The organism is Clostridium sp. 10cd*, from assembly GCF_044336395.1.
Classification (GTDB): domain Bacteria; phylum Bacillota_I; class Bacilli_A; order Erysipelotrichales; family Erysipelotrichaceae; genus Clostridium_AQ; species Clostridium_AQ innocuum.
On sequence record NZ_CP172347.1, the window covers coordinates 947738 to 960633 of the forward strand.

The 12896-nt window shown below is 43.9% G+C and carries 12 protein-coding genes and 1 riboswitch; of the genes, 7 read left to right on the forward strand and 5 right to left on the reverse strand.

Translation table 11 applies throughout. From position 1 onward, the window contains the following. The first annotated feature begins 12 nt into the window (after positions 1 to 12). The 4 genes from ACG3M1_RS04760 to ACG3M1_RS04775 all read left to right on the forward strand — a co-directional run bounded on the left by ACG3M1_RS04760 (position 13) and on the right by ACG3M1_RS04775 (position 4397). On the forward strand, positions 13 to 1386 hold the full coding sequence (locus ACG3M1_RS04760; protein WP_008816982.1) for a M24 family metallopeptidase: 1374 nt from the start codon (positions 13 to 15) through the stop codon (positions 1384 to 1386). A gap of 30 nt (positions 1387 to 1416) precedes the next feature. Continuing rightward, positions 1417 to 2229: an HAD family hydrolase gene (locus ACG3M1_RS04765; protein ID WP_216880750.1), complete on the forward strand. Its 813-nt coding sequence runs from the start codon at positions 1417 to 1419 to the stop codon at positions 2227 to 2229. Then, positions 2226 to 2894 (forward strand): YczE/YyaS/YitT family protein, encoded by a 669-nt coding sequence (locus ACG3M1_RS04770; protein ID WP_008816980.1) that lies wholly within the window; start codon positions 2226 to 2228, stop codon positions 2892 to 2894. Before ACG3M1_RS04765 ends, ACG3M1_RS04770 begins: the two co-directional genes overlap by 4 nt. Positions 2895 to 2972: 78 nt before the next feature. Continuing rightward, on the forward strand, positions 2973 to 4397 hold the full coding sequence (locus tag ACG3M1_RS04775; RefSeq protein WP_008816979.1) for a glycoside hydrolase family 1 protein: 1425 nt from the start codon (positions 2973 to 2975) through the stop codon (positions 4395 to 4397). Positions 4398 to 4773: 376 nt separating this feature from the next. On the opposite strand, the gene ACG3M1_RS04780 is transcribed toward ACG3M1_RS04775, so the two are convergent. Then, on the reverse strand, positions 4774 to 6273 hold the full coding sequence (locus ACG3M1_RS04780; protein ID WP_055200837.1) for a carboxypeptidase M32: 1500 nt from the start codon (positions 6271 to 6273) through the stop codon (positions 4774 to 4776). A 232-nt stretch (positions 6274 to 6505) separates the two neighbouring features. Beyond that, a riboswitch (TPP riboswitch) is annotated at positions 6506 to 6609 on the forward strand. Between the two features lie 53 nt (positions 6610 to 6662). Here ACG3M1_RS04780 and ACG3M1_RS04785 point away from each other — a divergent pair. The 3 genes from ACG3M1_RS04785 (at position 6663) to ACG3M1_RS04795 (ending at position 10029) form a co-directional block, all read left to right on the forward strand. Beyond that, positions 6663 to 7301 carry an HAD family hydrolase gene (locus ACG3M1_RS04785; protein ID WP_009269699.1) on the forward strand — a complete coding sequence of 213 codons (639 nt, stop codon included), beginning with the start codon at positions 6663 to 6665 and terminating at the stop codon, positions 7299 to 7301. Between the two features lie 2 nt (positions 7302 to 7303). Next, entirely contained in the window at positions 7304 to 8101 is a 798-nt protein-coding gene (gene thiD, locus ACG3M1_RS04790; RefSeq protein ID WP_008816976.1) for a bifunctional hydroxymethylpyrimidine kinase/phosphomethylpyrimidine kinase, read from the forward strand. Between the two features lie 245 nt (positions 8102 to 8346). Then, positions 8347 to 10029 carry a putative bifunctional diguanylate cyclase/phosphodiesterase gene (locus ACG3M1_RS04795; RefSeq protein WP_002607830.1) on the forward strand — a complete coding sequence of 561 codons (1683 nt, stop codon included), beginning with the start codon at positions 8347 to 8349 and terminating at the stop codon, positions 10027 to 10029. A 347-nt stretch (positions 10030 to 10376) separates the two neighbouring features. Here ACG3M1_RS04795 and ACG3M1_RS04800 read toward each other — a convergent pair whose 3' ends face one another. Genes ACG3M1_RS04800 through ACG3M1_RS04815 form a run of 4 tightly spaced genes read right to left on the reverse strand, consistent with a single transcriptional unit; the run spans position 10377 to position 12894 of the window. Then, complete coding sequence (locus ACG3M1_RS04800) at positions 10377 to 11195, reverse strand: PTS system mannose/fructose/sorbose family transporter subunit IID (RefSeq protein WP_008816974.1); 819 nt, start codon at positions 11193 to 11195, stop codon at positions 10377 to 10379. Continuing rightward, complete coding sequence (locus ACG3M1_RS04805) at positions 11192 to 11968, reverse strand: PTS mannose/fructose/sorbose/N-acetylgalactosamine transporter subunit IIC (RefSeq protein WP_009587372.1); 777 nt, start codon at positions 11966 to 11968, stop codon at positions 11192 to 11194. Before ACG3M1_RS04805 ends, ACG3M1_RS04800 begins: the two co-directional genes overlap by 4 nt. A 16-nt stretch (positions 11969 to 11984) precedes the next feature. Continuing rightward, positions 11985 to 12467 carry a PTS system mannose/fructose/N-acetylgalactosamine-transporter subunit IIB gene (locus tag ACG3M1_RS04810; RefSeq protein ID WP_009269695.1) on the reverse strand — a complete coding sequence of 161 codons (483 nt, stop codon included), beginning with the start codon at positions 12465 to 12467 and terminating at the stop codon, positions 11985 to 11987. Next, positions 12457 to 12894, reverse strand: coding sequence for a PTS sugar transporter subunit IIA (locus tag ACG3M1_RS04815; RefSeq protein ID WP_009269694.1), 438 nt, complete (start codon positions 12892 to 12894; stop codon positions 12457 to 12459). The genes ACG3M1_RS04810 and ACG3M1_RS04815 overlap by 11 nt, the downstream gene beginning before the upstream one ends. Positions 12895 to 12896: the final 2 nt, after the last annotated feature.

A 12896-nucleotide genomic window follows, 5' to 3' on the forward strand; every position in this document is an offset into this window, starting at 1 on the left:
AGGAAGGAATGTATGATTAAGTTAAAAGAAATAGAGGCACCGAAACCGGAGGAGGGGCTTATCCCTGTCATGCTGAGCGATGAAACAATGCAGAATCGGAAAGCACGTCTGCTTGAAAACATGCAGAAGGACGGCTTTGATGCAGTAGTCGTATATGCAGATCTGGAGCATGGCAGTAATTTTGAATATCTGTGCGGTTTTCTACCGCGCTTTGAGGAAGCATTGCTTATTCTTCATGCAAATGGTAAGGCATTTATGGTACTGGGAAATGAAAATTTAAACAAGGCGGGAAAAGCCAGAATTGAAGCAGTACCTATTCATATGCCGCATTTCTCCCTGCCGAATCAGCCGATGCAGACAGAGAAAAGTGTTGCGCAAATACTGGCATCCTGCGAGTTGGAAGATGCAGAAAAAATCGGATTGATCGGATGGAAGAATTTTACCAGCCATGTGGAGGATAATCATCTGCTGTTTGATTTGCCGTATTTTCTTGTTGAGGCACTCAAGACGGTTTGCGGAAAAGCACAGTTTGCCAATGCAGCGTATCTCCTCATTGGAGAAAACGGTGTTCGGACAACCAACAATGCGAATGAGTTTGCACACTATGAATACGGGGCAGCATTGGCAGGAAACTGCATACTGAAGACCATGGATCGCCTAAAGGTCGGTAAAACGGAAATGGAAATGGCAGAAACACTTGCAGCTGACGGACAGCGTCACAGTGTTGTGACCATCATGGCTACAGGAGCCCGTTTTGAAAAAGCCAATCTGTATCCGGGTAATAAACAAATTCAGTGCGGTGATAAAATTTCCATCACCACAGGATTTAAGGGAGGATTGCAGAGTCGTGCAGGCTATGCAGTGGAATGTGCTGAGCAGCTGCCTGAGAAGGAACAGGATTATCTAAAGGCAGTCGCGATTCCTTATTTTCAGGCAGTAAAAACCTGGCTGGAAACCATTAAAATCGGGATAAACGGAAACGATTTGTATGAGGCGGTTGAGGCGGTATTGCCGAAGGAGGACTATGGCTGGACACTGAATCCGGGGCACCTGTGCGCTGATGAGGAATGGATGTCCTCACCGATCTATCCGCAGTCTGAGGAAACATTACAAAGCGGCATGCTGTTTCAGATTGATATCATTCCAAGTGTAAACGGTTATGGGGGAGTCAGCTGTGAAAGTGGAATTTTACTAGCAGATGAGCAGTTGCGAAAGGCAATCGCAAAGGAATATCCGGCTGTGTGGGAACGCATCGTGAAGCGCAGAGCATATATGCAGGAAGTGCTGGGAATCCGTATTCAGGAGGATGTGTTACCAACAAGCATGGCAACGGCATATCTCAGACCGTATCTGTTGAAGAAAGAGATGGCGCTTGCCAGTGTATGAAGAACATCTTCTTACATCGAAAGCAAGATCATGAAACCGGAAAAGCTGCGGCTGGTGGTAAGTGATATTGATAATACCCTTGTTGTAAAACATCATGCGTTGACAAAAAAAGCAAAAGAAGTTATCAGAAAACTACGTAAACGACACATCGTATTTGGTTTGGCATCCGGACGCTCTCTTGCAGAAGTGCGAAGATTGCTGCACCGCTGGGGATTGGAAGATGTTGATATGCTGATATGTATGAATGGATCAACGCTTTGGGACAATCTTACGAAAGAGGAAGAAACATACTATGAACTGAAAAAGGAATGGATTCGGGAAATCATAGAAAAAATGTCAGTTTTCTCTTGTAATCCCGTTATCTATCGAAATGATTGCATATATTGCAAAGAGATGGATGAGGTTGTGAAACAATCGGCTACATCTGCAGAAATGGAAGCAATGGAAGTTATGGATATGAAGGTGTTTTATCAGGAAGAAAATGCCAAAATCATGTTCCGGGTAAACGAGGAAGATATGCTGCAAATTGAAGCATATCTTACTGCTCATCCTTCTAAGGATTATCACTTTTTTAAAACACAGTCCACCCTTATGGAATTTTCTCATCGCAGGGTTTCCAAAGCATACGCTTTGAAAAAATTCTGTGAAAAACATCAGATATCTACAGCTGAAGTTATGGCGTTTGGAGATACGACAAATGATCATACAATGCTGGAACCAAGTGGTGTAGGTGTGTGTTTGAAAAACGGCAGCGATGATACAAAGGCGATAGCAGATATCATCACAGACTATCCATGTGATGAGGACGGTTGGGCACGTTTTATGGAAATGTATGCGGAATGAAAAAGAGAGCAGAAAAACAACCCTATCTGTATTTGCGTCTTATTGAAATGCTGCTGGGTATTCTGATAACAGCAATCGGGTTATCCTGCATGATGAAATCACAGTTGGGACAGACTGCAATAACAGCTTTTACACAGAATCTAACTGCCATTACCGGTATCAAGAGTGGAACAGTACTGATTATATTCTTCATATCCTGCACAGGAGCACAGATCGTTATCCTGAAAAAGCAGTTTGCAAACATACAGTACCTTCAAATACCTCTGGCACTGCTGCAGGGAAAAATTGTGAATCTGATCTGTTATGATGTGCCCGGACTCTGTGACTGGTATCCGCAAACCTATATCGGAAAATGGCTGTGTATCTTTTCAGGTATACTCTTCTGTTCCTATGGTGTGGCTGTATTATTTCATGCTGATCTTGTTAAAAATCCATTTGAGGAACTGGCTATGGTCATATCCAAACGGCTGCGGATGGAATTTTGTATATTTCGAACCAGAATAGACATTGTTTTCATGCTGCTGAGTCTGTTTATGATTCTATGCTCCCATCTGGATTTCACGACAGTTAGAGAAGGAACATGGGTATGTATGCTCCTGTTGGGGAAATCAATGAAATATACGTTTCCTTTCACAGCGAAAACATGGTATATCATCAAAAAGTAAATAGGAAATACCAATATCAAGAAAACGTGACATAAACAAGTAAAATGATGCATCTTAGATGCAGAAATGGAGGCTACTATGCAAAATATAGAAAAACAAAAATTTTTATGGGGCAGTGCCACAGCAGCGTATCAATGTGAGGGAGCATGGGATGCGGATGGAAAAGGCTTAGGGGAATGGGATGTATTTTCCCATGGTAACCCGTTGAATATCAATGGTGCTACAGGGGATGTATCCTGTGATTTTTACCATCACTATAAGGAAGATATTGATATGCTGAAGGCAGGAGGACAGAATACATACCGGTTTTCCATCTCCTGGGCAAGAATCCTTCCGAATGGAAGAGGTGCTGTAAATCAGGGGGGGATAGATTTCTATAACAGGGTTATTGACTACTGTCTGAAACAGGGTGTGGAGCCGAATGTGACCTTGTTTCATTATGATTTACCGGAAGCAATTGCAAAGGAAGGCGGCTGGGAAAATCGTGCCATCGTAGATGCGTTTGCAGAATATGCAAGGGTCTGCTTTACCGCCTTTGGTGACCGTGTAAAGCTGTGGGTCACGATCAATGAACCGAAATACTATGCATATTGCAGTCATATGGTAGGGAATTATCCTCCCAATCACCGTCATGATTTTAACCGCTATTTTACGACGGTCTATCATGAAGCAGTCGCCAGTGCGAAAGCAGTGGCAATCTACCATTCGCTGAAGCTGAACGGGTCAATCGGTATTGTGCATGATTCCAGTAATGTGGAGGTAGCACCGGATACGAAGGAAAAAGAACGTGTTCATATGATTGCGGATCTGTTTTATAACCGTATCATATTAGACACCGCATGCAAGGGAGAATTTCCGGGCGCACTGATTCCTTTGTTGCGGAAGTATGGAATCGATACCAGCTATATTAAGTTTGAGGATATGCTGGTATTCCTACAGGGGAAAGTGGATTTCCTTGGGTTGAACGTATACAATCGCTTTTATATTACGGACTACTCAGCAGGGGAAACGGAGGTCTTCCATAACAATAAGGGGGCAGGCTCCAATGCAAAAGAGGGAATCCGTATCAGGGACTGGTATGAAACAGCGATCGATCCAAATACAAAACGGAATCTATGGGGAAGGGAAATCTATCCGAAGTGCATGTATAACACATTGATGGAAATTAAAGAACGCTATGGGGATATTCCTGTGTATATCACAGAGAATGGTCATGGCTGTTATGAAAAACCAAACGATGAAGGCTATGTGGAGGATGATGAGCGTATCGAAATGATGCAGGGATATATTGACTATATGTTGAAAGCGATGGAAGACGGCTGCAATGTAAGGGGGTACTATGCCTGGTCTACGATGGATTTATACAGCTGGGTTAACGGTTATGAAAAGCGTTACGGGCTTGTACGGGTGGATTTTGATGATCACAACAGGCGATATCCGAAAAAAAGCTATTACTGGTTCAAAAAGCTGATTGAAGATTATCGGAAAGCTGAAGAGGAATGATCAGCCTGTAAGAAAAAAAGAAGATGTATGGATCTAGTTGCGTTGTATGCAGGCTGTGAGGAAGAACAGACAGGTGATTCATAGGTGTGATCTTCTGTAAGATAATATATAATAGAAAACAATCCACAAATACTTAAATTCGTATGTTTATTTCAGAATGAACATACCGAAAAAAGCAGAGATATGATGATAAAATAAAAAAGCATTAGCATTTCTAGTTCTTTCTTACGTTAGGGTATTTGAAAAAGGAAGAATTCAAATTCTATTGAAATTACAATAGTATTGAATTCTCCTTTTTTGAATTTAACCACAATCGAGTAAGAACCGCATTTCTCGCAGCCTTTCGCTTTTTTTATATTTTATTCAATATCTCCGTTTAATCGGCAGATATCTGATACAATTGCGCGTATTTGTTCTTGAGATATTCGATGTAATACTTCGGATCAAAGGACTCCCCGCATACATCCATCATCAGCTCATCCGCATCCTTGAAGGCACCGTACTGATGAATATTCTCCTTCAGCCAGCCGCTGATTTTTTCAAAGGCACCGCTGCGCAGTGCTTCCTCAACATCCATATCCTGTTCCATCTGATGATAGAACTGAGCCGCAAATGCGCTTCCCAGCGCATAAGTAGGGAAATAGCCCAGCAGAGCACCGCCCCAGTGCATATCCTGTAAAATACCGTCCCGGTCATGCTCTGGACGGATTCCCAGATATTCCTCATATTTATCGTTCCACATCGTATCCAGATTGTCATAATCTGCAGTGCCGTTGAAGATTTCCTTCTCCAGCTCATAGCGGATCAGAATATGGATCGGGTAGGTCAGCTCATCTGCTTCCGTACGAATAAAGGAAGGTCGTGATACATTGATCATCCGCATGAAATCATCCAGAGAAACATCCTGTAGCTGCTTTGGAAAATGCTGTTGGAGCTTTGGATAATTCACTTCCCAGAATGCACGGTTTCTTCCGATGTGATTTTCCATAAAACGTGACTGTGATTCATGCATGGCTGTACCAATTCCGCTGAACAGGGAGGTTCCCTCATATGCTTCCTTTACCTGCAGGCCGTATTGTGCATGCCCGTATTCGTGAATGGTTGAGAAAATCGCAGACATCACATTGTGTTCATGATAATGCGTGGTAATGCGTGCCTCATGCGCTGAGAAGAAGTCCGTGAACGGATGCTCCGTTGTTGTCATATAGCATTCCCTGTCATTAACCTTCATATAGTCCATGAGCTCCTGCATAAAGGCCTCCTGTTCCTTGATATCAAAGGCTGTAAACAGCAGGGAATCGTCAATCGGTGTTCCCTCCTTCAGGAGCTTTTGCAGAAACGGAAGCAGTTCCTTTCGAATGGCATCGAAGAAGCGGTCATAATATGCAATATCGGTGTTGATCTGATAGCTGTCCAGCATAAAATCATAATCGCTTTTCTTATCTGTGACATAGGACAGAATCTCCTTCTGCTTTTCTATGACGCTGATCAGATGCGGCTTAAACAGCTGATAATCATCCTGTTCCTTTGCCTCATGCCATGCGGCCTCACTGTCTGCGATGGTTCTGCGATACTCCACGTACACCTCTCTTGGCAGTACACGCAGCTCATTCAGCTCGCGCAACAGCAGCTGCAGCTCTTTCTTACGCTCTGCACTTACATTCTCCTGCCTTGCCAGCTCTTCGATCCTTTGGATACTTTTCTTGTCCGCCATTTGATCGAAGGCTTCTCCCGACAGGATCGCCGTCATGCGGTTGCGGTAGGGAATGCCGTTCTTCGGAGCAATCGTGGCCTGGTCATAATACATTGTGCTCAGTGCCATCTGATAGGCGTTCTTTTTTTCTTTATACTCATGAAAAAATGCTTCTAAATCCATGTTATCACCTCTGTAATGTATTGTATCACAGCTGAAGAAGAAACGTAACTGTTCCCGATAAAAAGATGGAAGGGACAAATGTGCAGCTGGATACCATCCGATGGCATCGGGTGTGTCTGCTTCCCTTCTTACCGGCCTTGCAGAATCCTCATCTGTCAGCCTGCGTTTAGAAAAAACCTTGTCTTCAAACGCGGATGCCTGTTGACGAAAATATATGGAAATGGTATGATGAGCGTGGAAATAAGGGAGCTTGTAGACAGGCTGAGAGGAAGTTGTGAACTTCGACCGATTACCTGATTTGGATAATGCCAACGTAGGGACTGCAGATATAACGTGGGTTATGCATACATGGCATAGCCCTTTTTTCATTATAAAAGGAGGCGCAGCATATGAAGGGGTACATATTTGATCTGGATGGCACGCTGGTGGACTCCATGTGGGTTTGGGAGGATCTGGCAGCGGTCTATCTTCAGACAAAGGGTATCAAAGCAGAGGAAAATCTCAGTAAAGAGCTGCAGCTGATGACGATGACAGATGCTATCCGGTATCTGAAGGAGAAGTATGTGATACAGGATTCCCTGGCACAGGTGCGTACAGAGGTTTATGCAATCGTACGACGACGCTACAGGCAGGAGGTTGCTGCCAAAAAGGGGGCCAGGGCCTGTCTGGAAAGACTGCATACCCAGGGGATGCGTATAGGCGTTTTGACGGCATGTGAACGGGTTTGCGCGGAAGAGGTCCTGAAACGAAACGGTCTGCTGGAATATATGGACTTTGTCGCAAGCTGTGAGGAGCTCCCCTATGATAAGCAGGACGGACGTCTGTTTGAGCTTATGCCTGCCATGCTGCATACGGATAAGGCAGAAACGATGTTTGTAGAGGATGCACTGCATGCCGTTCAGACATTGAAGACGCATGGCTTTCACGTGACAGCGGTATATGATGCAGCCAGTAAAGCGCACTGGAAAGAAATCTGCATGCAGGCCGATGCAGCCTTCCTGTCGCTGGATGATTTGAAAGGAGAATGAACATGAAAACTGTTGTAACAATTGCCGGCACTGACCCTACAGGGGGAGCCGGTGCACAGGCTGATTTAAAAACCTTTATGGCACATGAGGTATACGGTATGAGTATCCTGACAGCCCTGGTTGCACAGAATACAACCGGTGTGACTTCGATCATGAATGTAACACCGAAGTTTTTAAAGGAACAATTTGACTGTGTCTTTACGGATATCCGTCCGGATGCGGTAAAAATCGGCATGGTTTCCCAACCGGAGCTGATTGCCGTCATTGTGGAAAAGCTGAAGCAGTATGCAGTGGAGCGCATTGTCGTTGATCCGGTTATGGTCAGCACCAGCGGCTCCCGTCTGCTGGAGGATACAGCGCTGGAGCTGTTGCAAACAAAGCTGCTTCCTCTTGCCGATATCATAACACCGAATCTTCCGGAGGCTGAGGCTTTAAGCGGTATACGGATATGCAATCATCAGCATATGAGGAAGGCTGCTGCCATGATTGCGCAGGACTATGACGGATACATTCTGATAAAGGGCGGGCATTCCATGAACCGTGCCGATGATTTGCTGGTACATAAGGATGAGGCTCACTGGCTCTCCAGTGAAAAAATCGATAATCCAAACACCCATGGAACCGGCTGTACGCTGTCCAGCGCCATTGCCGGCAATCTGGCACTGGGATATGATATGATCAGTGCAGTGGAAAGAGCCAAGGCTTTTATCAGCGGTGCATTACGCGATGGTCTTGATCTGGGACAGGGCAGTGGACCATTGAATCACTGTTGGAATATCAAACAGAAGCAGCCGTTATAGAAGGTGCCCTTGAAAAGATGGACATAAAAGCATTTGTTATTTCAATATGTGTGATGCTGGTGTGATATATTTTTTTGATGAAGTTTCCATACAGTCTAAAAAACCATTCATTTAGGAAAATGATGCAATTTTTTTCATGCAGATGTGGTATGATATAGGAAGAAAGAGCTTCTCAAAAATACAGGGATTTTGATGCTGCATTCTGCCATTTTAAAGAAGCCTGAAATCAGAAACGGGGTTGTTGTATGAAAAGCGGTAAGGAGATTCTGGCTGAGTTTCAGCTGGATCCATGGATGTTGTATGATACCATAGTCAATAGTACGGATGATTATATTTACCTTGTGAACATGCAGGAGGATCGTGCTTTAATTTCTGAAAATATGCTGCAGGATTTTGACCTTCCCGATCTCATTGTCCCTGGACTGATTCCGTTGTGGGGGGATCTGGTTCATGAACGTGACAGACAGCGATTTGATGATTCCATTACGGCTATGCTGAACGGAGAAACCGATGAGCATAATGTGGAATATCAGGTGCGCAATCGTAAGCATGAATATATCTGGGTTATCTGCAGAGGACTTTTAAAACGCAATGACCGTGGAGAGCCGATTTTTTTCGCCGGAATCGTATCCAATCTGGAGAATAAGGGAAAAATAGATTCCATCACCGGACTGTTTACCCAGACAGCCTGTGAAAATTCTGTAACACAGCTGCTGGAGCATAAGAGAAACGGTGGGATCCTCCTGCTTGGTCTTGATGATTTTTCCCATATCAATGAATTGAACGATCATATTTTCGGGGATGCTGTCCTGCGTCAGTTTTCCCAGACGATGCAGCGTCTTCTTCCCGCGTCGGCACGCATGTATCGATTCGACGGAGATGAATTTGCCATCGTATATGAACAGGCAACGCGCAAGCAGGTGCGGGAGTTATATAAAATCATCCACGCATACTGCAACAGACGGCACTTTATTGATGATATCGGCTATTTCTGTACGGTGTCAGGTGGAATTGCGATGTTCTGGGAGGATGGCGACAATTTCCTGGATTTAATCAAGTATGCGGATAATGCTCTGGAAGCCAGTAAATACCGCGGAAAGAATCAGTGTACACAGTTTTCACATGAGCTAGTACAGATCAAACGCCGCCGCTTATCCATTGCGAATCAGCTGCAGAGCAGTGTTTTGCGGGGTATGCAGGATTTCTACCTCGTATATCAGCCCCTGATCAATGCTTCCAGTATGAAGGTGGAGGGGGCAGAGGCTTTGCTGCGCTGGTCCAGCAGTGAATATGGAAATGTTCGCCCGGATGAGTTTATTCCCATTCTGGAATCTGCCGGTCTGATTCATCAGGCAGGGAAATGGGTGTTTCAGGAGGCCGTTCATACGTGTAAGGAGTGGGTGAAGGAAAATCCGGGTTTTGTGATGAACGTGAACTTCTCCTATATACAGATGCTGAATGAGGATCTTCTGCCCTTTATCCGCAGGACCCTGAAGCAGGCGGATTTATCTGCAAAGCATATCGTCATTGAGCTGACGGAGAGCTGCTTTGTGACCGAGATGGATGCGCTGAAGCGCTCCTTCCAGCAGCTGCGGGAAATGGGGATTCGCATCGCGATCGATGATTTTGGTACCGGCTATTCCTCCCTGGGCATGCTGTCGCAGATGCCGGCGGATATCGTTAAAATTGATCGGCTGTTTATATCATCGATTCATGAAAATTCTTTTCATCAAAGCTTTATCAATGCTGTAATTCAGCTGTGCCACAGTGTCGGCATACGGGTTTGTGTTGAGGGTGTTGAGGAGCAGGAGGAATTGAAGGTTGTACGGGATATTCAGGCAGATAATATACAGGGCTTTTATTTTTCAAGACCTGTGGAAAAGCGTACCTTCCATGATCGATTCCTTGACTTGCAAATGGTATTGTAAGGAAACGTAAATCATCTGGTGTCCATTAGTATGCTGCGTGGCGGCAGTATCTGATGGACCTTTTTGTACAAAGCAGGCAGTTGAAGGATAGAAGCGAAAGGCGTCTATCGCTTACAGGAGGTTTGACATTGGAAGAACAGGTAATGTGAAGGCTGTTTTGATCAATACTGCATAGAGAATCATTTTCCGCTGAAGCATGAGATTTGAAAATGTAAAGTATAAAAAAAAGAACCCTTTCATTTGATAGTCCAAACTTGGGGTTCATTTACGAATCCTCTTTTTAGTATATTTCTGAGCCTTAAAGGAACAATATCATGATCGTAATGAGCACTTGCTTCCTACAGATTCTAACCGAGTATTCCCAAATACGTTAGGCCGATGGATACAATCATAATTCCGAAAATCAGCAATACAGCTTCCTTTCCATTTGTTTTTTTAAGTCTCCAGTAACAGAAAACAGTAACCAGAACCGGAAGAAAACAAGGCATGATTTTATCTATCAGCTCCTGCACAACAATTTTTCCTTCGCCGCTTGCAAATACCAGTGGCACATTTACTTTTACAGTCGTGGATACAAGGCATCCGGCAACGCATAAGCCTAATACGGTAGCTGCACCAGATATTCTTTTAATTACTTCATCACCTGAACCGGAATTGATAATTTCCATACCTTTTGTATACCCGATACGGAAACCGAACCATTTCATTCCTTGATTTAATATATTAAAGACAACAAATGTAAATATAGCTCCGAAAATGTTGCCGGTCACTGCCATTGTCGCTCCAATACTTGCACAAATAGGCCACAGTGTAAACCAGAACAATCCATCACCTAAACCGGCAATAGGGCCCATCAATCCAGTCTTTATAGATGTTATGGAATCCTTTTCATCCTCCGGCGTGTTTACCTCGAGCGCAGCTATTAAACCGAAAAGCAGGGGAGCTAGCGTGGCATGTGTATTGAAAAATTCAAGATGTCTCTTGATAGCACGCTCCTTTGCTTCTACAGGAGCATCCTTGTAAATACGTTTTAGAACAGGTGTCAGCGTGAACAGGCATCCATCCGCCTGCTGTCGTTCATAATTCCATCCCCATTGATATGTTAAATGATTGATAAACATTTCCCTGTAAATCTTATTCGTCATTTCAAATTTTGTATCCGTCATAAATCAATACCTCCTTCTAGTTCCATCGTATTGCTTGTTTCCAACTTCTTTCTTTGTACATAGTTGTAATCATGAATACCGGCAAAAACGATTCCGATGAGAGATACGCCAAGAACAGGCAGGCCGAGATATGCTGCAAAAACAAATCCTCCCACAAGGTACATCCACATATCTTTTTTCAGCATCATTGTCAGCAGCATACTGATACCGACAGCCGGGATGATTCCACTTGCTACATTTAATCCGGTAATGATAAATTTCGGAAGCCATGCAATGAAATCAGATAACACCGTATTTCCGATATATACCGCGATGTAGCAAGGAATGGCACGCGCAAAAAACAGCAGGATACCACTATATAGATGCCAGCGGTTGGCTTTATCAAAATCTCCGGCAACGGCCGCTGCCTCCGCACGATGAATATGTACAGATAAGTATGTCTGCAGTAAAACGATAAGCTGCAAGATCAGAGTAGCTGCGGGAACTGCAAATGCAACACCGGCAGCAACCCCTCCTCCGCTGGTTATACCAACGGTGACACCGATGATTGCTCCACCTGTGATATCCGGAGGTGTATACGCGCCAACAGAATTAACCCCCAGCCACATGAGTTCCAGTGTTCCACCTATGATTAACCCTTGTGTAAGATCCCCCAAAATGAGTCCTGTGATTGTTCCAGCAAGCAGTGGTTTACGTATCTGCAACTGCATACCTCCATCATCAAGTGAACATAAACCGGCCCAGAAGGCCACAAGCAATGCTTTAACTAACATACATTTTCTCCTTTCGTTATTTTGTATTTGTTAAAATTTCTTTCATATCATGAAGCTCGTCCCGAGGCACCATCTGAACTTGAACATCAATTCCCATATGCAGCAGCTGTTCAAATGCTTCTCTTTCCCGTTCAGTTACAGATACTGCCTTCGCTATTTTCACACGGCCGTTTTCATACCGCATACCACCGACATTCAATACTTTAAAATCAACGCCTCCTTTCGCCAGTCGATAAGCATCAATAGAATTTGTCAGTATAATCATTGTTCTGCGCTGAATTGATGTTTTCTTATAAATGTCAAGGAAAGCATCCACACCAAATACTTTCACCTTTACATTAACCGGAGCGGTCATAGAAATAACAGATTGCTGCATCTTATCCGTCAGAATCTGATCGTTTATAATTAATACCTGTTCGATAGAATAATTGTTGATCCAGGTTGTTGCAATCTGTCCGTGGATCAGTCTGTCGTCAATTCTTATCAATTCAATTCCCATGATACCATTCACCTTCCTTTGTCATAATGCGCAGGGATGAAGCAAGTGTATCTTCAATCCCGTTCAGCAGTTCCTGCACCTTCAGGTCTGATGTGTTGCGACGATTTACCAATTCTACCAATATAGCCAGATTATAACCAGTGACTACAGTTATATCCTCCCTTGACATCATCAGACGCACTGCAGCATGATTCGGTGACCCGCAGAGCAAATCCGTAAAAATCAGTACCTCACTGCATTCCTTTTTCAAAAGCTCATAAGCTTCTCTCATTTGCACCTGCACATCCTCATTGTTCATGGATGGTGTTACAGAGACACAAAGAAGATCCGGACAATCTCCAATAATCATTTCCAGACTGTTCTTTGCGCCATGACAATATTCTCCATGACTTGCAAGAAGAATACCGATGTTGCATTCCATCATCATAA